17 protein-coding genes, 1 rRNA gene and 2 pseudogenes are annotated in these 20,054 nt (G+C 56.6%); 8 read left to right on the forward strand and 12 right to left on the reverse strand.

The features are described 5' to 3' along the window. Nucleotides 1-14: 14 nt before the first annotated feature. From PISL_RS09035 to PISL_RS09045, 3 genes are all read left to right on the forward strand, one after another. A 23S ribosomal RNA gene (locus PISL_RS09035) occupies nt 15-3,057 on the forward strand. 422 nt (nt 3,058-3,479) lie between these two features. Continuing rightward, nucleotides 3,480-3,872 (forward strand): vitamin K epoxide reductase family protein, encoded by a 393-nt coding sequence (locus tag PISL_RS09040; RefSeq protein WP_011763486.1) that lies wholly within the window; start codon nt 3,480-3,482, stop codon nt 3,870-3,872. A 187-nt stretch (nt 3,873-4,059) separates the two neighbouring features. Next, nucleotides 4,060-5,238 (forward strand): PLP-dependent cysteine synthase family protein, encoded by a 1,179-nt coding sequence (locus tag PISL_RS09045; protein ID WP_011763487.1) that lies wholly within the window; start codon nt 4,060-4,062, stop codon nt 5,236-5,238. A 316-nt stretch (nt 5,239-5,554) separates the two neighbouring features. Here PISL_RS09045 and PISL_RS09055 read toward each other — a convergent pair whose 3' ends face one another. The 5 genes from PISL_RS09055 to aroE form a co-directional block, all read right to left on the reverse strand. After that, nucleotides 5,555-5,773, reverse strand: coding sequence for a P-loop NTPase family protein (locus PISL_RS09055; protein ID WP_053240482.1), 219 nt, complete (start codon nt 5,771-5,773; stop codon nt 5,555-5,557). After that, nucleotides 5,746-6,270 (reverse strand): ATP-binding cassette domain-containing protein, encoded by a 525-nt coding sequence (locus tag PISL_RS09060; RefSeq protein ID WP_053240483.1) that lies wholly within the window; start codon nt 6,268-6,270, stop codon nt 5,746-5,748. The genes PISL_RS09055 and PISL_RS09060 overlap by 28 nt, the downstream gene beginning before the upstream one ends. A gap of 32 nt (nt 6,271-6,302) precedes the next feature. Further along, complete coding sequence (locus PISL_RS09065) at nt 6,303-6,545, reverse strand: hypothetical protein (protein ID WP_053240484.1); 243 nt, start codon at nt 6,543-6,545, stop codon at nt 6,303-6,305. A 358-nt stretch (nt 6,546-6,903) separates the two neighbouring features. Then, the gene (gene aroC / locus PISL_RS09070; protein WP_011763488.1) at nt 6,904-8,001 is read right to left on the reverse strand and encodes a chorismate synthase; all 1,098 of its coding nucleotides are present in this window, start codon (nt 7,999-8,001) and stop codon (nt 6,904-6,906) included. After that, entirely contained in the window at nt 7,998-8,780 is a 783-nt protein-coding gene (gene aroE, locus PISL_RS09075; protein ID WP_011763489.1) for a shikimate dehydrogenase, read from the reverse strand. The genes aroC and aroE overlap by 4 nt, the downstream gene beginning before the upstream one ends. A 311-nt stretch (nt 8,781-9,091) precedes the next feature. On the opposite strand from aroE, the pseudogene PISL_RS09080 reads away from it, so the two are divergent. Together PISL_RS09080 and PISL_RS09085 are read left to right on the forward strand one after the other, a co-directional pair. Continuing rightward, a pseudogene (locus PISL_RS09080) lies at nt 9,092-10,329 on the forward strand (zinc ribbon domain-containing protein). 190 nt (nt 10,330-10,519) lie between these two features. Continuing rightward, on the forward strand, nt 10,520-11,260 hold the full coding sequence (locus PISL_RS09085; RefSeq protein ID WP_167827751.1) for a pyrroline-5-carboxylate reductase family protein: 741 nt from the start codon (nt 10,520-10,522) through the stop codon (nt 11,258-11,260). Here PISL_RS09085 and PISL_RS09090 read toward each other — a convergent pair. Then, nucleotides 11,243-11,653 (reverse strand): NUDIX hydrolase, encoded by a 411-nt coding sequence (locus PISL_RS09090; protein ID WP_011763493.1) that lies wholly within the window; start codon nt 11,651-11,653, stop codon nt 11,243-11,245. The genes PISL_RS09085 and PISL_RS09090 overlap by 18 nt on opposite strands. A 66-nt stretch (nt 11,654-11,719) precedes the next feature. On the opposite strand from PISL_RS09090, the gene PISL_RS09095 reads away from it, so the two are divergent. Together PISL_RS09095 and PISL_RS09100 are read left to right on the forward strand one after the other, a co-directional pair. Then, nucleotides 11,720-12,835, forward strand: a complete 1,116-nt coding sequence (locus PISL_RS09095) for a PhoH family protein (protein WP_011763494.1) — start codon at nt 11,720-11,722, stop codon at nt 12,833-12,835. Nucleotides 12,836-12,861: 26 nt separating this feature from the next. Next, entirely contained in the window at nt 12,862-13,857 is a 996-nt protein-coding gene (locus PISL_RS09100; RefSeq protein ID WP_011763495.1) for an alcohol dehydrogenase catalytic domain-containing protein, read from the forward strand. Between the two features lie 493 nt (nt 13,858-14,350). Here PISL_RS09100 and PISL_RS11070 read toward each other — a convergent pair whose 3' ends face one another. Continuing rightward, entirely contained in the window at nt 14,351-14,500 is a 150-nt protein-coding gene (locus PISL_RS11070) for a hypothetical protein (protein WP_167827683.1), read from the reverse strand. A 12-nt stretch (nt 14,501-14,512) separates the two neighbouring features. Here PISL_RS11070 and PISL_RS11075 point away from each other — a divergent pair. Beyond that, nucleotides 14,513-14,901: pseudogene (locus tag PISL_RS11075) on the forward strand (zinc ribbon domain-containing protein); the annotation flags it as partial. Nucleotides 14,902-15,053: 152 nt separating this feature from the next. On the opposite strand, the gene PISL_RS09110 reads toward PISL_RS11075, so the two are convergent. Genes PISL_RS09110 through PISL_RS09130 form a run of 5 tightly spaced genes read right to left on the reverse strand, consistent with a single transcriptional unit; the run spans nt 15,054 to nt 19,928 of the window. Beyond that, complete coding sequence (locus tag PISL_RS09110) at nt 15,054-15,959, reverse strand: NAD-dependent epimerase/dehydratase family protein (RefSeq protein ID WP_011763496.1); 906 nt, start codon at nt 15,957-15,959, stop codon at nt 15,054-15,056. A gap of 22 nt (nt 15,960-15,981) precedes the next feature. After that, nucleotides 15,982-17,181 carry a 3-phosphoshikimate 1-carboxyvinyltransferase gene (locus PISL_RS09115; protein ID WP_011763497.1) on the reverse strand — a complete coding sequence of 400 codons (1,200 nt, stop codon included), beginning with the start codon at nt 17,179-17,181 and terminating at the stop codon, nt 15,982-15,984. Beyond that, nucleotides 17,159-18,190: a 3-dehydroquinate synthase gene (locus PISL_RS09120; RefSeq protein WP_011763498.1), complete on the reverse strand. Its 1,032-nt coding sequence runs from the start codon at nt 18,188-18,190 to the stop codon at nt 17,159-17,161. Before PISL_RS09120 ends, PISL_RS09115 begins: the two co-directional genes overlap by 23 nt. After that, on the reverse strand, nt 18,187-19,131 hold the full coding sequence (locus PISL_RS09125; protein ID WP_011763499.1) for a transketolase family protein: 945 nt from the start codon (nt 19,129-19,131) through the stop codon (nt 18,187-18,189). Before PISL_RS09125 ends, PISL_RS09120 begins: the two co-directional genes overlap by 4 nt. After that, a complete protein-coding gene (locus tag PISL_RS09130) occupies nt 19,125-19,928 on the reverse strand; it encodes a transketolase (protein WP_011763500.1) in 804 nt (267 codons plus the stop codon). The genes PISL_RS09125 and PISL_RS09130 overlap by 7 nt, the downstream gene beginning before the upstream one ends. Nucleotides 19,929-20,054: the final 126 nt, after the last annotated feature.

Here is a 20,054-nt window from a genome sequence, read left to right on the forward strand (position 1 = left end):
GCCCCGCAAGCCGCCGCTCCGCACGGCAAAGCCGCCCGGTGGATGGCTCGGCTCGGGCGCCGAAGAAGGGCGTGGCAAGCTGCGATAAGCCCGGGGGAGCCGCAGGCAGGCTTAGAACCCGGGATCCCCGAATGGGGCTTCCTGCCGGGGCCGAATAGGCCCCGGCGCCCCGTAAGGGGCGGGAACGCGGGGAACGGAAACATCTTAGTACCCGCAGGAAGAGAAGCCAAAAGGGATCCCCTGAGTAGGGGCGACCGAAAGGGGGAGAGCCCAAACCAAATCCCCACGGGAAAACCGTGGGGAGATGTGGGGCTTGGGCCTGGGCAACCGCCGGCGGGCGGTAGCCGAAGTGGGCTGGAAAGCCCCGCCGTAGAGGGTGATAGCCCCGTAGGCGAAACCGCCCGTGGCGGAGTCCCAGGATCCCGGAGTACCACGGCTTAGTTTTGCCGTGGGAATACGCCGGCCACTGGCCGGCAAGGCTAAACACGTCCCGAGTCCGATAGCGCACTAGTACCGTGAGGGAAAGCTGAAAAGAACCCCGGAAGGGGGGTGAAAAGAGCCTGAAACCGGGCGGCTACAGTGGGGCGGGCCCGAAAGGATGCCCCTCCCCGAAGGAAACCCCGGTAACGGGGGAGTACGAGGGGAGGGGTCCAGGGTCCGCCCTTACGTCTAGAAACACGGGCCGGGGAGTTCACGGCCGTGGCGAGCCTAAGGGGTTCAACCCCGGAGGCGTAGGGAAACCGACAGCCCGCAGCGGGGGAAACCCCGCGAGGGGCGGGGTCTGAAAGGGCCCGTAGTCACGGCCGTGAGACCAGAAACCGGGCGATCTAGCCCTGGGCAGGGTGAAGCGGGGCGAAAGCCCCGTGGAGGCCCGAAGGGGTTCTGACGTGCAAATCGTTCCCATGACCTGGGGCTAGGGGCAAAAGACCAATCAAGCCCGGTGATAGCTGGTTCCCCCCGAAGCTGGTCGCAGCCAGGCCTCCCCGGAGGCGGCCGGCGGGGTAGAGCACTGATCGGGGGTGCGGGAGCCGAAAGGCTCCGGCCCCCGGTCAAACTCCGAACCTGCCGGCGCCGTAGAAGGGGGGAGGCGGGGGCGGTGGGGTAAGCCTCCGCTCCGAGACGGGAACAACCGAGACCGGGGTTAAGGCCCCCAAGTGCGGGCTTAGTGTCAATCTCAAAGGGCGTCCCCCGCCCAAGACAGCGGGGCCGTGGGCCTAACAGCAGCCATCGGCTAAGCAACGCGTAACAGCGGACCCGCCGAGGCGGGGGGCCCCGAAGATGTACAGGGACTAAGCCCGCCGCCGAGACCCCGGGCCTCCGGCCGTTGGCCGGAGTGCGGTAGGGGGGCGCGGCCGTGGGGCAGAAGCCGGGCCGTGAGGTCCGGTGGACCCGCGGCCGACGAAGATCCCGGCGGTAGTAGCAGCGAAGAGGGGTGAGAAGCCCCTCCGCCGGAAAGGACCAGGGTTTCCTGGCAACTTCAATAGGCCAGGAGTTAGCCGGTCCTAAGGCGGGGCCTAATAGGTACCCGCCGAAAGGGAAACGGGTTAATATTCCCGTGCCGCGGGGGTAGGTTCTGCGGTAACGCAGGCCCCGTCCCCGACGCCTCGGGATAGGGCGGGCGGGACTGCCGTCCCGCTTAACCGTCGAAGGCCGGGGAGTGCCGTAATGGCGAGAACCGGCCGAAGGCGGGAATAGCCGGGGGTTTCCCCGGTCCGCCCGACTCCTGGGGCCCGTGAAAAGGGGACGGGGAACGAGCCCCCGCGCCCGTACCGAGAACCGACGCAGGTGCTCCTGGGTGAGAAGCCCAAGGCGGCTCGGGTGACCCCGGGCCAGGGAACTCGGCAAATTGGCCCCGTAACTTCGGGAGAAGGGGTGCCTGCGGCCTTAGGGTACACCCCTGGGGCCGCAGGTCGCAGTGACAAGGGGGACCTGACTGTTTAACAAAAACATAGGTCCCCGCGAGCCCGTAAGGGTGTGTACGGGGGCTGAATCCTGGCCACTGGCGGTACGTGAACCCCGGGTACAACCGGGCGAAGCGCCGCTGAAGGCCGGGGGTAACTCTGACCCTCTTAAGGTAGCCAAATGCCTTGCCGGGTAAGTTCCGGCGTGCATGAATGGATCAACGAGGTCCCCACTGTCCCGGCCCGGGGCCCGGCGAACCCACCTCCAGGTGCACAGTCCTGGGACCCCCGACGGGGCGAGAAGTCCCTGTGGAGCTTCACAGCAGCCTGTCGTTGCGGGGGGGCGGGGGGTGCAGAGCGTAGGTGGGAGCGATGAAACGGGGTCTCCGGGCTCCGTGGATGCGGTCCTGGAACACCACCCACTCTCCGCCCCTCCGCTTACCCGCCGGAAGGCGGGGACAGCGGCAGGCGGGCTGTTCGGCTGGGGCGGCACACCCCTGAAAAGATATCGGGGGTGCCCAAAGCTCGGCTCAGGCGGGTCAGAAATCCGCCGTAGAGTGCAAGGGCAAAAGCCGGGCTGACTGGGCCCTTGAACACAAGGGGCCCAGGCGGGAAACCGTGGCCTAGAGAACGCTCGTGCCCCCACCAGTGGGGGCCGGGCATGACAGAAAAGTTACCCCAGGAATAACCGGCTCGTCGCGGGTGAGAGTCCCCATCGACCCCGCGGTTTGGTACCCAGACGTCGTCTCTTCCCATCCTGGCGGTGCAGCAGCCGCCAAGGGTGGGGCTGCCCGCCCATTAAAGGGGAACGTGAGATGGGTTCAGACCGTCGCGAGACAGGTCGGTCTCTACCTGTCGGGGGCGTTGGCCGCCTGAGGGGAAGGTGCCCTCAGTACGAGAGGAACGGGGCGCCGCGGCCTCTAGTGTACCGGTTGTCCGGCAGGGCACTGCCGGGCAGCCACGCCGTGGGGGATAACCGCTGAAAGCATCTAAGCGGGAAGCCCTCCCCGAGACGAGGCGGCCGTCGCCCTGGGGGGCAACCCCTGGGGCGCGAGGGCTCCCGTAGAAGACGGGGTTGATGGGGGGGCGGTGTAACCCCCGAGGGTTCTCCCGAGGGGGGAGCCGGCCCCTCCCAATCGCCCGAGCGTGCGGGGCGGCGGGCGAAAGGGCCTGGCGGCGGCGTGGGGGTTGCCGTAACATACATATACCCCCTTCCGGTATGGGTAGGTGGGTATTTGTCCTCCTGTTGGCTGGCCTGGCGCTTGGCTATAGTGTGTTTTGGGGGTGATCTTATTCACTGTGACGTCGGCTCGTACCGCCATCTCCGCTCTCCTTTCCTGGCTCTGGGGTGGTAGATGGAGACGTCGACAGTTGCATAAACTGGCGTCTTAGTGCCGTCCTTGTGTGGGGTGGCCTGCAGTTGCGTAACTGTTGCAAGCCCGGAGGGTTGTCTACGCTATTTGCAGATGTCTGGGGTTTGCTCTCAAGCTCCACGCGTCTTAGCCTTCGCTAATCTCTGGGGACAACAGGCCGCCTAAGGCGGAGTTTAGCAATAAGTTTTTTATAGTGTAGATTTATGTGTGGTCTCTTGTCTTTTTGGCGGGCGGCGCCTTGGCGCTGGCTTTTGGGCTTAGGGAAGTTGCTCTTCTGGTGGCTGTGGCTGGGGGGCTTTTTCATACTCTTGTGCTTAAGCCGGCTGGAGCATGTGTAAGAGGGAGGTTTTCCGGTTGTGAGGTAGTTTTGGCCTCGCCTTATGCAGCCCCCCTGGGGGTGCCTCTTCAATATCTGGGAGCTCTCTGGTTTGTTGTAGCGCCACTTGCGCACTGGTTTGGTTTTGGCTTGTTTTGGGCCGTCGTGGGTCTTGTGGGCATTGCCGCATTGGTGGGGCTTGAGGTGAAGCTTAGGGCTTTCTGTCTCTACTGTACCATAGCCCACGGGCTTGGGCTTGTGGTTATCCTAGCCCTAGTATAAGCGAGCCTATTTCCCTTCAGTCCGGTTTCTGGTTCTTAGAGGGGCCGCATATCTGGCTTGGTGCTGTGACCCCCTTCTCGCCCTGGAGGGTGAGGCTTTCTGTATAAGGCGTAACGGGCGGAGGTAGGCGGATGTTGTGTGCAAAATTTGCTTGCTAAGGTTTTTTATTTAATGTGGGGAAAGAGCTATGGTTTGGTTAGAGAACATAGAGTTTGTAAAGTCTGATGTTTTTTATAAACTTTCAGATTTACTTAGCGTTGCTGGAGATATCCTTAGGCAGGGTGGCGTTGTTAAATCTATCGGCGTAGATGACGCGTTGAGAGTGGTAGAGGGACATGAGGTTTTTCACGCGCTTAAGTTATTGGGAGTTAGGAGAGTGCCTATTTCTAGAGGCCGATCTAAGGAGGTGTACGTCCCGTTGGAGACATTGGGTTTTTATGACGATGTGGCATGTCCCGGCCTTAGGGTGTTTGACAACACTGTGGAGCTTCTCTATAAAAACTGGCCTACTCCACTTTTTAAGCTGAGATCTCTGTCGCGTAGAGGTCTGACTGTATGGGCTAAGTGGGAGGCGTATAATCCCTTTAGTTGGAGTATAAAAGATAGAGTTGGTTGGTATATGTTTACAAAGGCGCTTGAAGAGGGGAGAGTTTCTCAGTTATTATACGAGGCCACATCGACAAACACCGGCATGACTCTAGCCGCAATGGCGGCAATCCACGGCGTAAGAGCTAGGCTCTACCTCCCCTCTACGGCGCAGAAGTCAAGCGATGTTTGGCTAAAAACGCTGGGCGCAGAGGTGGTTAGAGTGTCTAAGCCTTTAACGGTGGATTTCGTTGGCGATGTAGAGAGGGAGGCCGCAAGAGATGGTGCTATTCATCTGAACCAGTTTGAAAACGACAGAAACTTCGAGGTGCATCTGAAATACACCGCTAAGGAGCTAGATCTACAGCTGAGACACACTGGGGTTTTTCCCAGGGCTATAATCGGCGGTTTAGGTACTTCGGGACATATGTCAGCTCTCTCGTTTTATTTCAAAAATAGGTATCGCGGCTCTGTCAAAATATACGGCGTACAACCAGCTGTTGGACATGTGATTCCAGGTATTAGACGTATAGAGACGGGGATGAAGTGGGTTCATTTAGTGGAGCTAGACGGCGTAGTAGATATAACTAGAGAAGATGCTGTCAACGCGGCGATTGAAGTGGCACGTAAAGACGGAATTTTAATAGGCTTAAGTAGCGGCGCAGTGGCAAGCGCCTTCTTAAAAATAGCCGACCGCCTAGAGGAGGGACATTACATCTTAATATTTCCAGACAACGGCCTTAAATATGCCGAAATTTACTCAACATATGTAAAAGACTAGCGTTTTCTTATGGTGGCGTAGAGGAGGTATCCGAGGGCTAGCCATAGGGGCGGGGAACCATGGGTAGATAGTTTTTGACGGCTGTGGATATTATTCTTATGGCTGTGAGCACTATGGCGGCGGTTGAGGTTGTGGGAATCCGCATATGCACGACGACTAAAGGCGTTGTATAAAACGCCGCGTTTCGTGACTAGGCTAAGGAGAAAGCTATCATCAAGTAGTTTTATTAGGGACTCCACTGCGTAGACGGCCCGTGCGCTGGCCTTCTCTTCAACCGCTTGCAGAAGGTTGCCTCGCCGGTTGTACACCATAAACATCAACGCCGGGGCTTGCAGGTCAATACGCCGTCTTCCAGCCTGCAGACTGTGTCTACGTGTCTAAGGGCGGCGCTTTTGTGCGTTACCACGACCACGGTCTTGTCCATCTCCCTAAGCCTTCTGAGGATGGCAGTCTCTGTCTCCTCGTCCACGCCGTTTAAGGCCTCGTCTAGTAGTAGGACGTCTGGGTCTAGGAGGAGGGCTCTGGCGAGGGCCATCCTCTGCCTCTGTCAGAGAGCTTGTCTGCGTCAATTTCATCGCCTAGGCCGGCGAAGTCGATGGCTGCGGCCTCCAGCGCCTTCTTAATCGCCTCGGGCGGAGCGTCGAGACCCAGCGCCACGTTTTCCCTCAGCGTCCCCCTGAAGAGGAATGGGGTCTGCCCCACGTACAAAACCCTCCTCCTCAGAGAGGCGACGAAGAACTCCCTGTAGTCTACCCCGTTTATCAAGACTCGGCCTTTCGAGGGGGTGTAGACTCTCGCCAGGGTGAGCAAGAGGGTGGTTTTGCCAGAGCCGCTTGGGCCTACCACGGCGTATATCCCGCCTCTCTTAAACTCTGCGTCTGTCCTCTTCACCACCGCCCTCCCGTCGACCTCCACCGACACCTCCTCCAGCTTGACGACCTCCACCGGCGGCGCCTCTCTGCCAGTCTCCTCCTCGACCTCGAGGTTTAAAACCTCTTCAACCCTTCTGACGTATGGGCTCAGCTGGCCCAAGCCAGCGCGGCCGACGTGTGTCTAAAGAGCAACTAGTAGACGGGCAGAAAAGACGCGACTGTCGCGAAGAGTATGGGGTTCAAAAAGTAGAGCATATAAGCCCCTACAGAGACCTTGATGAACTGTATCAGGTTTGAAAGCATCACCGTGCCTAAGTCCGACGCTTGGTTTAAGTCCGAGATATATCTGCTGAACACATCGCCTTTTTCAAGCGCCAACCTAGGCCTCGCCGCTGTCAGCCTTGACACAAACTCAGCTACAAGCGACCTAGTCACGTAGATCTTGACCAGTTTTATGGAGTACTCACCGAAAGTGTTAAAAGAGGTAGGTGGCTAGCCAAAGAAGGAGGAGCGTCGTGACAAGGGTCAACATTCTGCTCCGCTCTACGCCGCCGGCTATGCCAGCTATGAGATCTATGAAATCCCTATAGACAAGGACGTAGAAGAAATAAGCCGCCTCTAGAGCTATAAACAGCGTAAGAGTTACAACTGTGCACCTAAGGCGTAGCGCCTTAGCTGTGACAAAGACAACTTAACCAACCTACCTAACGGCGGCCTCTGGCTTATACATAATTTCAGCTTTTTGTTATTAAAAACTATGGCATATGAGGGGCGGAGACGGAGTTAGCCAGTATTATTTCTCTAGTGGCTTGTCTCTTCTTATGAGCCCTGCCCTGAGTAGGTGGTCGGCGAGTGTTACCGCCGTGATGGCCTCTAGCGCTACGAGGGCTTTGGGGACTATGGACACGTCGTATCTCCCCTTGAACTCTATCGTCGTCGGCTCCATCTTGGCTAGATCTACGGTCTGCTGTGGCTTTCTGACGGAGGGGGTGGGCTTGAACCAGACTCTGAAGTATATGGGGGTTCCCACAGTTATTCCGCCGAGGACGCCGCCGATTTTGTTTGTGGCGAGGGTTGGTCTGCCGTTGGCGACTGTTATCGGGTCGTTGGCCTCGCTTCCCCACATCTTTGCCAGTGCTCTGCCCATGCCCCAGTCGAGCGCTATGGCGCCTGGTATGGAGAAGGCGGCGGCGGCTATGTCGGCTTTTATCTTGCCGAAGTGGGGTTCTCCCAGGCCGGGCGGCACCCCGACGGCCCAGACCTCCACCCCGCCGCCTATGCTGTCTCCTCTTGCCGCCGCCTCTTGGATTTTTTCCAACATCTTGTCTAGGGCTTGTTGGTCTACCACGGGGAGGGGCCTTTCCCAGCTTTTTTTGACGTCTTCGTAGGTGTAGCTGGCGTTTATCTCGACGCCGCCTAGCTCGACTATGTGGCCGGCTACCTCGGCGCCGGCTAGGGCGAGTATCTTCTTGGCCACTGCCCCCGCCGCTACCACCGCCGCAGTTGTTCTACCGGAGGCTCTGCCTCCTCCCCTGTGGTCGTAGTATCTGCCGTATTTGAGGTAGTAGGCGAAGTCGGCGTGGCCCGGCCTGGGCTTCATCCAGAGCTCCTCGTAGTAGCTGGAGATGACGCGTCTGTTCCATATCACGACGGCTATGGGGGTGCCCTGGGTGTAGCCCTCCTTCACGCCGGATAGTATCTCCACCTCCTCCGGCTCGCACCTCGGGTTGAGGACTGGTATGTGACAGAACATCCTCCTCTCTAGCTCCCTCTTGATGTCTTCCTCCGTCAGCTCCAGCCCAGCCGGCACGCCGTCTATCACCACGCCTATGGCCTTGCCGTGGGATTCGCCGAAGGTGGTTATCCGGAACTCTCTTCCAAAGGTGTTCATATTCCTAGGAACTCGAGGACGGCCCTCTTCATAACTGTTCTGTCCGGCTCTACTCCGAGCCAGATCTTCTCGGCTTGAGCCCCCTGCTCCACCAACAGATCTACCCCGTCTATCACCTTTATCCCGAGCCTCTGGGCCTCCTCCACCATCTTTGTCCTGGGGGTTGGTATGTAGGCGAAGTCCACGTAGAGAGAAGCGCCGCTGAGATCTGCCACCACGGCGTCGTAGACGGGAGTCGCGTTTATGACCACGTCCGCCTTGACGGGGCCTCTCACGGCTTTTACCTCCCTCTTGAACTTCTCGGCGAACTCCCTGGCGAGGGCTTCGGCCCTCTCGTAAGTCCTGTTGGTGATGTAGACGGCCCTAGCCTCGGCCTTTATCGCGGCGAAGAGGGCGGCTCTCGCGGCGCCTCCAGCGCCCACTATCAACACGTCTGCTCCCTTCATGTGGGAGCTTGCCAGCTGGTAGAGGGCCGAGGCGTCTGTATTGTAGCCGACTAGGAGGTTCCTCTCCACCAGCACCGTGTTCACAGCGCCTATGGCTCTGGCGTCTGCCGCAACGCTGTCGAGATACTTCACCACCTCCTCCTTGTGGGGGATAGTGACGTTGAAACCTCTTAGGTTTAGCCTGGCGAGTTGCAGAAAGCAGGGTAGCTCCTCTCTAGGCACGTCGAGGGCTATATACACTGCGTTGATCCCTAGGGTTTTGAAAGAGGCGTTGTGCATGGCGGGGCTCGCCGACTTCCCCCTCACGTGTGTGCCTATTACTGCAAAGTACATACTAGGGGAGGAAAAAGGGGTTATTTAGTCTGTGTCTGCTTTTCGCTGTCCTACTGATATTTGCCGAGGACGGCGGGCGGAGTGCAAAGTCACGCCGCCGATAGCCCGTCGGCGAAGAGATACGACACACCTGACTTTCAGCGGTGCCGAAAGGCAGGTGAAGTGGGAGACGGAGAGAAAAGAAATGGGGGTCGTTCCACAACGTCGGGGCTGATGACACGAGGACGTGGTTTGCCTGGCTGAAACTTTCGGCCTGCCCCCGTGTGTCTTTTATAGCCATCAGAGATTTCAGCCACTCCACATACAAGGCCATGTACGCATACAAAACGCTAAAGATAGAAATCCCCTGGCAGTTGGTAGAAGAGAGGCCGGACGTCCTAAACCTCGTCACGAGGATGCACTTGGCGGCGGAGGAGTACGTCAAAAGACTGTTGAAAGAGTTGACGGGGCAAGAGGAGCCGAAGCTAACTACGGAGGAGTTGGACAGACACCTCACGCCAGACAAGCGGGAGTTAGCGCACCGGATAATCGAGGAGGTGTTCCCCAAGTACGGTCTTAGGAAGTATTTCGCAAATCAAGCCAAAGTGTTTTGGCGCGATGTCGTGTTCCACAGGGCGGTTCCGTTAAACGCCCAGCTTAGAGTTGAGGACGAGAGAGACGTCGGCAGGGCAGTCTTCGTCGACCTAAAGAGCGGCGTCCTCAAAGTGCGGAGATTGCAAAATACGTTCACCGTCCGCCTAAAGAGGCAGACTGTCGAGTGGATAAGAAAGAGAATTAAGGAAGGGGCCAAACTCAAGTTAGCATTTCTCAGCATAGAGAAGCGGAGGGGAAAGGAGCCGACCTACGGTAGACTTTACATTGCTCTTGTCTTTGCCCGCGAGGTGGCGCCGGTAGAGCCCAAGGCCATTGTCGCCGTTGACGTGAATCGTCTCGACCACGGCATCATGGTGGGGCTCATCGTGGACGGAAAACTGAGACAGACGCTGAGACTACCCGACGAGGGTGTGATAAGGGAGTTGGAGAGGCTCCACGAGGAGATAAGCCGCCTTGACGAGCAAGCCGCGAGGGAGGCGGACCCCGCCAGAAGGAGACGGCTTGAGGAGAGGGCGCGCCACCTTCATCGAAGCGGTTTAGGAAGATAAGAGGCGTCGTTAAGGACGTTGTAAGCGAGATAATTAAGTTGGCCAGAGAGAACAACGCCGCCGTCGTGGTAGACACAATAGAAGACGAAAGCTATCGGGAGTTGAAAGAGGGGATCAGTAGCGGCGTGAAAAAGCATTATCTCGACGGGTTGGGCCAACTGAGGAGACGTTTGCAAGCGCTCGCGCAATGGTATGGTTTGTCGTATCTAGAGGAGAGGTTGTACAGCACGATTTGTCCCAGATGTGGTGCGAAGATGAAAGAGCTGAATAACAGACGGATACAATGCCCCATTTGCGGCTTCAACGACAACCGAGACAACGTGCCGCTGATATGGGCCAAAAAGAGGTACTGGGAGATCCTCCAGAAACAACCCGTTTTTTCGCCCATCACACTTTTAAGTTCGTAACTATTTCGTACTCATGAGCCACATCCCCGGCCCTGGGGCCCGGCGACTAGGGGGCACAGCCAGCCCCCAACGACCCGGGCCCCCTCGCCCGCGGCCGCCCAAAAGGCGTCGCGGGCCCCAGCCCCCGGAGAGGGCCGGGCGCCGCGAAGGGGGCTACATACTACGTCAATTAAGTATTTAAATAAGTGTTATCTTCTCTCTATGCGTCCCCCATTTAACAGTCGGGGTTATTGGCGCTGGTAAATTAGGTAGTCAAATTGCACTCCGCCTACGTGGCAATGGGGTTAGAGTCCTCGCGTCTGTAAAAACAGAGAGGTCTAGGCAGAGGCTTCAAGCGCTTGGTCTAGAGGTGTATACAGATAACAAGTCTGTGGTAGAGAGTAGCGATTTACTTATTCTTGCCGTAAAGCCTGCCAATCTGCCAGAGTTGGATTTCTACGCCGATAAGCCTCTTGTCTCTTTTGTAGCAGGCGCTACGGTAGACGTTTTAAGAAAGCTCTCGTCTAGGCCCTACAGAGCTATGACTAACGTCGGTCTTACGGCTATCGCTGTGGCAGGCCCCTACGACGAGGAGGTAAATGCCGTGTTATCACATATAGCGCCCACCTTCTGGGTCGAGGAGCGTCTCATAGACCCCCTCACTGTGTTGTTGGGCTCGGGGCCGGCTATCGTGGCCGAGCTCGCGCTTGCCCTTGTGAGAGCAGGCGTAAACATCGGCATCCCCTGGGATCTCTCCAGGGAGATCGTCTTATCTCTCATGGCCTCTCTTCCCCACCTCGACGAGAGGTTTACCTTGGAGAAGCTGGCGCAGTATGTGGCCACTCCCGGCGGCACGACGATAAAGGCGCTGGTCGAGCTCTACCCCGCTGAGGCCCAGCTGAGCAGAGCTGTGGAGGAGGCCTATAGGAGGATCCTAGAGATGAGACGGTAGGCTCTCGATAACCTCTCTCGTAGTTTTTGTGAGATCCATCTCCAGTGCCTTTTCTATGGGCACGAAGGCGGCGTCCTCTGCGTCGTCTGAGGCCTTCGGTTGCGCGTTGCCAGCTACCTCCACTAGATATACTAAGATGACGAAGTGATATTTAACACGTCCCCCCTCCCATTCGATATATTCCACAGGCCTTAGGAAACTCCTCACTGTGCCGTCTAGACCTGTCTCCTCCTTTAGCTCTCGGAGGACGGCGTCTTCAAGTCTCTCGCCCAGCTCCACGTGCCCCCCTGGCAGACTCCACTTGCCGGCGCTGGGTGGATACCTCCTCTTTATTAACAACACTTTTCTATCTCTTACGACAAGTGCCGCCACTGCGATAGTTGGCTTCTCCATGTGTATTGTTTTAGATGTGTTTAAAAATGCGTGGAAGGTTTATAAGGGTTTTTCTACTTCTAGGCTATGTTTGACAAGCTTAAGCCTATGACTGTCGGCCAGGAGAGGGCTGTCAACGTGTTAAAAGACCCAGAGAATGAGCTTGTTGGTTTGTTTGGGCCTACTGGGACTGGAAAATCTCTGCTTAGTATTGCCTATGGTATTTGGGCTGTGGAAAACGGCAAGGCGAAGAGGTTTATAATTGCGAGGCCTATTGTAGATGTCGCCACAGGCGAGGTGTTGACGCCAGAGAGGTTGGGAGAGATGTACTATAAGATAGCCGCGGTGTATCTAGGGGATATCTTAGGCCCCTACGCCGATAGGGAGTATATAGAAAAACTTTTGAAAGAGGAGAAGATTATAGTGACAGACGTCTCCTATTTGAGAGGCAGGACGTTTGACGACAGTGTAATATTTTTAGACGATGCGCAAAACGTCCGGCCTGAGAGCGCCGCGGAAATACTCATAAGACTTGGGAGGGGGGGTAGGCTAATTGTGGCGGGAGACCCAATATTTCAAAAACCAGTTGATGTGGAAAAAGACGGCGCCACTCTTTTAAGAGAGGCGCTTCTTGGGGAGGAGAAGGCGGAGGTTGTTGACTTAGGTATTAAAGATATCGTAAGGCCGGGGGCTAGAAGAGGTATTAGATTGGCTCTTGAGCTTAGGATGAGAAAGAGACAGCTTTCTGAGACTGAGAAATATATCTACGAGACGGCTAGGATTTTTGCCCCAGACGCAGATATTATTACAGCAGTTGAGTTTAGGACAGACAAAGACTCTCTGGGTATAAAGAGCGAGAATGTTCCAGACGCCTTGATAATAGTTAAAGAGGGGCAGTTGGGGAGAGTCGTGGGGAGGGGCGGCGAAAGGATTAAAACTATTGAGGGAGAGACGGGGGTTCGTCTCAGGGTGTTAGAGATGTCGCTCGACTTTAAACAGTGGGTAAGAGCTGTCCACCCCGTCGGTTGGATTTCGAAACATATAGTAGATGCCGACTTCGCAGGGCCTGAGCTCATGGTGCAAGTTAGAAAAAGCGAATTTGGGGCCTTTATAGGACAGAGAGGGGCCTACGTCAGACTCATAGATAGAGTTTTTAGACGGTTGTTAGGCATCGGCGTGAGAGCGGTAGAGGCAGAGGAATAAATATAAAGATCTAAAAACATATCTTAATGAAGGCGTATATTCTCAATAGATTTAAGGAGTCTCCAGTTCTTTCTGATATAGAGAAACCCAGGGCGGCGCCTGGCAGAGTAGTTGTTAAAGTGGCGGCAGCTGGCGTGTGTTTTAGAGATTACCTAGCTTGGCAAGGCTTTCAACGAGTTAAACTGCCGACGGTGCCGGGGCATGAGTTCGCCGGCGTTGTTGAAGAAGTGGGGGAGGGGGTTGTAGAGTTTAAACCAAACGACGCAGTGGCAGGTATGATGTTTGAATACTGTGGTGAATGTGAATACTGCAGGTCGGGTAGAGAGTATTTATGTAAAAATAGGAAGATATATGGCGAAGATCTGCCAGGGGCCTTCGCCGAGTATATATCAGTCGATCGTAAATCTCTTGTGAAAATTCCGCCAGGAGTCTCCTTTGAGGCTGCCTCTTTTGCTGCATGCGTTCTTTCGACTATTGTGAGGGGAGTTAAGAAAATTGGCGTGGCGCCCGGCATGCGCATATTAGTGACTGGAGCGGGCGGCGGCGTGGGGATACATGCAGTTCAAATAGCCAAGGCCTACGGGGCGAAGGTCATAGCTGTGACGAGCCACGGCAAGGCAGAAGCGGTGGGCAAATACGCCGATTATGTAATCACAGAGAAGGCCTTCTCAGAGGAGGTCAAGAAACTTGGCGGCGCAGATGGCGCCATAGAGGCTGTCGGAGGGCCCACCCTGGAGCAGACTGTGAGATCCCTCAACTGGGGTGCCCGCATAGCTTTGATAGGAAACGTCGACCCGCAACCGACACCTCTCCTACTGGGCCTTCTAATACTAAAGGAGGTGGAGATACTGCCAGTAATTCAGGGGAGTAGAAAAGACTTAGAAGAGGCGTTAAAACTTCTTGCCTCCGGCGCTGTAAAGCCAGTATATAGCGTACATAGCTTTTCGGATCTGCCCAAGCTTCTGGCAGAGACACCAAATGCATCACATATAGGCAGGAGAGTTGTTAAGATCGGCATTTAGCGTTTTTACGTCTCAGCCATGTATAGATAATAACACCGGCAAGCAGAACTATAGTTACAGCGGTGTCTAACCCCATACATGAAACTAAGTTTATTTATTTATCTTTGGTCGTGGCGTGGTTTAAGACGTCTGGACGTTCTTCGACCAACTACCAGGGAATTTCCACCTTCAGCGTTCTATAGACTTGGCCCATAGGCGCATGCGGCGCGGGAGAGAAAAATTAGCTGAGAGACGCTTCTTTCTACTCTCTCACACACCTGCCTCACGGCGGCGCCGTAAGACAGGTGTGGCGTTGGTCAGCGTAGGGAGCGGGGGAAGTGGGGATCGCAGACGTCGGGGCGGGGTCTACCAGGTGGGGATGTGGGTTAGAAACGGGTTTGTTTTACGGCGGTTCTCACGGCGTCTACCGCCAACGCCACGATGGGTATTGTCAATATGAACAAGACTTGGGGTGGCAACAGCGGCGTATGACGCCGGCGAGGTCGGCAAGTTGCTAGCGACGGCTCTGGCTGCGAAGGTCAACAACATGGCCAATACACGTCTCCCAACGCCGCGCCGCCTTTACGACGGCGCCGCTCAGCGCCACCGCTGCCGTGGCCAACACGGCGGGCGTCGCGTATATGGCCGTCTCTAGTTGGCTCATACTGGAAGGGGCAACGCCGCCCGCGAGATCATAAAGCTGGCGAGAGGGCGTCAAGCCGCCATAGTCGTTGACGCAATGGAGGACGAGACGTACCGAGAGTTGAAGGAGGGGAACGGAGAGAAGAAACACCTCCTAGACGGCCTCGGCCAGCTGAGGAGGCGCAGTGGTACGGCCTTCCATACAGAGAGGTGCAACTCTACAGCACAGTGTGTCCCCGTTGTGGAGCAAAGATGAGAGAAGCGGGGGGTAGGCGGATGCAGTGCCCCGCCTGCGGCTTCTCAGACCACAGAGACAACATACCCATATACTGGGCCAAGAGGAGGTACTGGGAGATCCTCCAGAAACAACCCGCTTTTTCAGCGACCACCACACTTCTAACTCGTAAGTTTCTTCACTTATGAACCAACCGGCCCTGGCAACCGGCCGTTACGCCGAGCCCGTACGCACAGGCACGGCCGGTCCCCCTCGCCCCCGCGGCCCCAAAGGCGTCAGCGGGGGCGGGCCCGTAGCCCCCAGAGAGGGTCGGTGTCGCGAAGGGGGGCGCATTAAAAAGCTAGGCCAGCTCTTTCAATAGCTCCTCTACCGCTTTTCTAACGCTCTCTGTGCTGGAGAGTCTCGGCCTCCACCCGGCGAGTTTTGATATTTTCTCTATAGAGAGAAACGAGTTCATACAGTCAGAAGGCTCTCTACCCACTTTTATAACTGGCGCCACGCCCATTGTCTCAGTAACTATCTTAGCAACATCTAACATAGTTAAAGAGTCTACATTCCCCACGTTTAGCGCTAGGTACGGTTCTCCCATCTCTTCGAATTTTCTCCAGGCCCTTAGCGTTGCCTCTACTGCCTCTTCGACGTGTAGGTAGCTCTTCCTCTGTGTGCCGTCTCCCAGAACCTCCAGCTCCTCTGGCCTCTTCCTCAGCTTCATGACGAAGTCGTATATGGCGCCGTGTCTCATCCTCGGCCCCACCACGTTGGCGTACCTCAGCGCCAGGCACCTAACGCCGTAAAGTCTGGCGTACGTTGCACACATCGTCTCGCCAGCCGCCTTAGCCGCGCCGTAGACGCTTATCGGCTCCAGCGGGTAATCCTCCGGAGTCGGCAGAACCTTCGCGTCTCCATACACCGTTGAAGAAGAGGCAAAGACAACAGTCCTAACGCCAGAGAGACGAGCCCACTCCAACACGTTAAAAGTCGCCACTACATTCTCCTCAAAATGGACACGAGGCTCCGCCCTAACCTCTGGATTACCCGCAAAGTGGAAAACGATGTCTGCAGAAACGCCGACGGCCCAATCTGGGTCTTTGAGGTCTGCTATGTGGAGTCGCGCCTGCGGATTTACATTCTCTCTCCTGCCGGAGGAGAGGTTGTCCACTACGACGACCTCATAGCCCTCTTCCACCAGCCGATCCACCAGGTGGCTACCGATAAAGCCAGCTCCGCCTGTGACTAATACTTTCACATCTGTAGGCGATATGTAGTTTTTATCCTTTGAAGTAGAGGATTGATGAGGGCCAGGACTTGGCTACGGGCGTGAGGTCGTCTACGCATCCGCCCACTATCTTCGCCGCGGCTAGGGCCATGAGGCCTATTCTGTGGTCTCCGTGTGTCTGGAAGGCGACTTCCCGCTTGGTGGGAGGCCCCCTTATGTATATAGCGCCTTTGTCGTAGCGCACTTCTACGCCGAGGCGTCTCAGTACGTCGAGGACTGTGGCAACTCTGTCGCTTTCTTTATACCGGAGGTGGTCCACCCCCCTGATGGCGCTCTCCTCTTCAACCATGGCGGCTGCCAGAGCCACCGGCATGACGAGGTCTGGGTTTCTTCCGAGGTCTACGTCTACGCCTCTTGTGAAGACGCCGCCGACTCTCATGATGCCGTTGTCTATGGTTATATCAGCGCCCATTTGCCTAAACACGTCGATTGCCCACTTGTCCACTTCGGCGAGCGTCCCCAGAAGCTCGACGTGACCTCCCGTGGCGACGCCGGCCACCACGAGAAAAGCTGCTAGGCTGAAGTCGCTGGGGACGTCGACGGCCCTGGGGCTCCTCAGCGGGCCCTCCACCTCTATTGTCTCCCCCAGCTCCACGTGGGCGCCGAACTTCTTCAAGACCTCGGCGGTGGCTTCCACGAAGCTCCAAGACTTCCTCTCGCCTACAGGCCGCACGATGCCTCTCCCCACGTGAGCGGCGAGGTACATAAGTCCCGAGATGTACTGCGAGGATATGTCTGCGCGGATTTCGACGTCAAACTCCTCCAAGCGCCTCCCCTCTACGACGATGGCGCCTGCCGTTTTCTCCACCGCGGTCAACCGCCTTAGAGCTTCCACGAGCTCGTCTATCGGTCGCCCCTTTAAGGTGCCTCCGTAGTATACAGCGGTTATCCCGGGCACGCCTGCGTATACTGCCACCGCCGTACGTAGTGTGAAGCCGCTCTCCATGACGTTAAAAGACCTGTAGAAGTCCGGCTCCCTCCTGGAGGCCTTGACCACGCCGCCTTCGCAGTACAGCCTAGCCAAGGGTTGGACGGCTCTAAACATGGCGGTGAAGTCGTCGCTCCACTCCACCCCCCTGATGACCGTTTCGCCCTCGGCCAGGGCAGAGGCGAGGAGGAGTCTCTGGGAGTAGGGCTTGGAGGGCGGAGCGGCGAATTTCCCCTCCAGCCTACCCGCCTTGATGCAGAACATATCTAACAGCCTTCTCCACCTCTTCCACCGCTATCTTCTCCAGAATCCACCTCCCCGGCCTAACGACCAGGGGGATGTAGATGTGGCCGCCGCGTCTCTTCTTGTCGAATTTGACGAGGGCTGCCGCCTCCGCCAGCTGTTGCTCAGTCGCCTTCACGCTTGTGGGCAAGCCGAGGGAGCTGAGGACCTCGGCCGCCTCGGCCACGTGGCTCTCCCGGAGGTAGCCCAGCTCGCTGGAGAGGCGGAGCTCTGCAACTATCCCAACGGCCACTGCCTCCCCATGTAGAAGGCCTAGCACTCTCTCTACGGCGTGGCCCACCGTGTGGCCCACGTTTAATACCTGCCTAATGCCCCTCTCCTCGAATTCGTCAACCTCCACAACTCCGGCTTTGAGCTGGAGGGAGCGGTACACCGCGTACTCCAGAGCCCCCCAGTCTCTGGCCAAGAGGGCCTTGGCGTTCTCTCTCACCCAGCTGTAGAAATCCCCGTCTAGCGCCAAGCCGTACTTCACTACCTCTGCAAATGCCGACCGGTAGACCCTCTCAGGCAGAGTCTCAAGCCAGGAGAGGTCGCAGAGTATAGCCGCTGGCTGGTAGAACACGCCGACTAGGTTCTTGACGGGGCCCCAGTCGACGGCGCCTTTGCCCCCCAGCGCCGCGTCTACCATAGCCAGGAGGGTGGTCGGTATGTGGACGAGGCGGATACCCCTCATGTAGGTCCCCGCGGCGAAGGTTGCCAGATCCAGTAGAGCCCCCCCGCCGACGGCCACAAGCGTGGTGGATCTATCTGCCCCCACCTCCTTTAAAAAGCTGTAGACCTTGGTCAAAACCTCAAGGCTTTTGACCTCCTCGCCACCCCTCAGCACGAGGGTGGGAGCGCCGGGTATGGGGGGCCTAAGCCCTTCCTCCGCCAGAACTACAGGCCGCTCTATGTATTCGCCGTATGGCAGACCCCTTCCCACTACCACCTCAGTGACCCCCCTGGTGTGTCTGTAGAAAAACCTCCTCATCTCAGCCGCACGAGCTCCTCGGCTCTTGCTGCGATGTTTTCGGGAGTGAGGCCGTAGTATTGATACAGCTCCTGGGGGCTCTTCGCAGTTCTTCCATACGACTTAAGGCCCATAATTGCCATCTTCGTGGGCCTGGTTTGGGAGAGGTGTTCAGCGACGGCTGAGCCGAAGCCGCCGTGTACCATGTGCTCCTCTACCGTCAACACAGCGCCGGTGGCCGCCGCGTATTTCTCAACGGCGGCGTAGTCGAGGGGCTTCACGGTGGGGAAGTGTACCACTGCCGCAGAGATGCCTCTGTCTCTCAATAGCTGAGCTGCCTCTATTGCAAAGGGCAGAGTAACGCCAGTAGTAAATATGGCGACGTCTTTACCCTCTACAGCCACGTAGGCTCTTCCCACCTCGAACTTGTCGTACATATCACAAGTGGTGGGTATGTGGAAGTCTCTCCCAACTCTGATGTAGACGGGGCCCTTTACGGTGGCTGAGGCGGTGACCGCCCTATAGACTTCGCAAGAGTCCGCTGGGACCAACACTGTGAAGTTGGGTAAGACTCTGAAGATTGCGATGTCTTCCAGCGCTTGGTGAGAGGGGCCGTCGTAGGCGTCAGCAAATCCGGCGTGGGTGCCCACGAGTCTCACAGGCAAGGCTAACCTATCTACAGAGTTGCGGGCTTGCTCCCAAGCTCTTGTCATAAAGGCGGCGAAGGTGAGGGCATATGGCATAAAACCCGCCAGAGCAAGGCCTGCTGCAATCCCAACTAGAGACTGCTCGGCTATGCCCACGTTGAAAAACCGCTCTGGGTGTCTCTCTGCAAAGAACCTAGCCCGCGTGGTCTCTCCTGTATCTGCCACAAGAACTACTACGTCTTTTCTCAGATCTCCAAGATCTGCCAACGCGCGGCCCAGCGCCTCTCTCGGCGTCAGCCCCTCGAGGTCTAGCATATATTCCCCGCGTATTTGAGGGCGTCGTCTCTTGAAAGTCTCTGTTTTGCGGTGTCCTCTATCGGAGGCACCCCCCTCCCTCTTATAGTCTTTGCAATTATAACAGGCGGCCTAGCGCTTTTTTCAGCTTTTTCAAGCGTCTCCACTATTTGACCTATGTCATGTCCATTTATTTCAAAAACTTCAAAGCCGAGAGACCTAAACCTAGCTGCTAGATCTCCCTTGCGTAACACCTCTTCACAGTGCCCATCAAGCTGGACGCCGTTTAAATCAACGATTGTCACCAGGTTGTTTAAGCCGTAGTGTGCCGCCACGGCGAAAGACTCCCAGCTCTGCCCCTCGTCTAATTCTCCATCTCCTGTGACTAGATATACCCGCCCGGGCTCTCCCCTCAGCCTAAGGCCTAGGGCAAGGCCCACCGCCATGCTTATGCCTTGGCCAAGAGAGCCTGAGTTTGGAACATCTACGAAGGGGGTGTCTACCTCTGGGTGGTTTTGGAGACGGCTGCCGAGGCTACCGGTCTCTCTAAGTTCGTCAATGCTGAGATATCCCATTGCGGCAGCAAGGGCGTATATTGCATGTACAGCATGACCTTTTGACAACACAAAGTAATTTCTATTGTGTGCGCCGTTGGCGACGTTGAATTTTACTCTTCCAGTGCCGTAGAGAGCTGTAACTATTTCGATGACTGAAAGCGAAGAGCCTAGATGCATGCCTGGGTCGTAGCCCGCCATAAGTACGAGATATTTCCTGGCTTTACACGCTAACTGAGCTAGTTCTGAAACCCCTCTTTCCACCCCGATAGTAAATACCCCTGTGACATAACACAGAGAAAAAATGCCCTATTTAAACCTTTACAACCAAAAGTCTCGCCCTTAGGGATGGTCGGCAACCTATAATCTTCCATAGCAGAACTGTGAAGA

This window comes from Pyrobaculum islandicum DSM 4184 (assembly GCF_000015205.1).
Classification (GTDB): domain Archaea; phylum Thermoproteota; class Thermoprotei; order Thermoproteales; family Thermoproteaceae; genus Pyrobaculum; species Pyrobaculum islandicum.

Bases quoted from the DNA above. Each gene is read 5' to 3' on its own strand.
- PISL_RS09045 (WP_011763487.1), top strand. From the start codon at position 4,060: ATGGTTTGGTTAGAGAACATAGAGTTTGTAAAGTCTGATGTTTTTTAT.
- PISL_RS09055 (WP_053240482.1), bottom strand. From the start codon at position 5,773: ATGGCCCTCGCCAGAGCCCTCCTCCTAGACCCAGACGTCCTACTACTA.
- aroC (WP_011763488.1), bottom strand. From the start codon at position 8,001: ATGAACACCTTTGGAAGAGAGTTCCGGATAACCACCTTCGGCGAATCC.
- aroE (WP_011763489.1), bottom strand. From the start codon at position 8,780: ATGTACTTTGCAGTAATAGGCACACACGTGAGGGGGAAGTCGGCGAGC.
- PISL_RS09090 (WP_011763493.1), bottom strand. From the start codon at position 11,653: ATGGAGAAGCCAACTATCGCAGTGGCGGCACTTGTCGTAAGAGATAGA.
- PISL_RS09095 (WP_011763494.1), top strand. From the start codon at position 11,720: ATGTTTGACAAGCTTAAGCCTATGACTGTCGGCCAGGAGAGGGCTGTC.
- PISL_RS09100 (WP_011763495.1), top strand. From the start codon at position 12,862: ATGAAGGCGTATATTCTCAATAGATTTAAGGAGTCTCCAGTTCTTTCT.
- PISL_RS11070 (WP_167827683.1), bottom strand. From the start codon at position 14,500: ATGAGCCAACTAGAGACGGCCATATACGCGACGCCCGCCGTGTTGGCC.
- PISL_RS09115 (WP_011763497.1), bottom strand. From the start codon at position 17,181: ATGTTCTGCATCAAGGCGGGTAGGCTGGAGGGGAAATTCGCCGCTCCG.
- PISL_RS09120 (WP_011763498.1), bottom strand. From the start codon at position 18,190: ATGAGGAGGTTTTTCTACAGACACACCAGGGGGGTCACTGAGGTGGTA.
- PISL_RS09125 (WP_011763499.1), bottom strand. From the start codon at position 19,131: ATGCTAGACCTCGAGGGGCTGACGCCGAGAGAGGCGCTGGGCCGCGCG.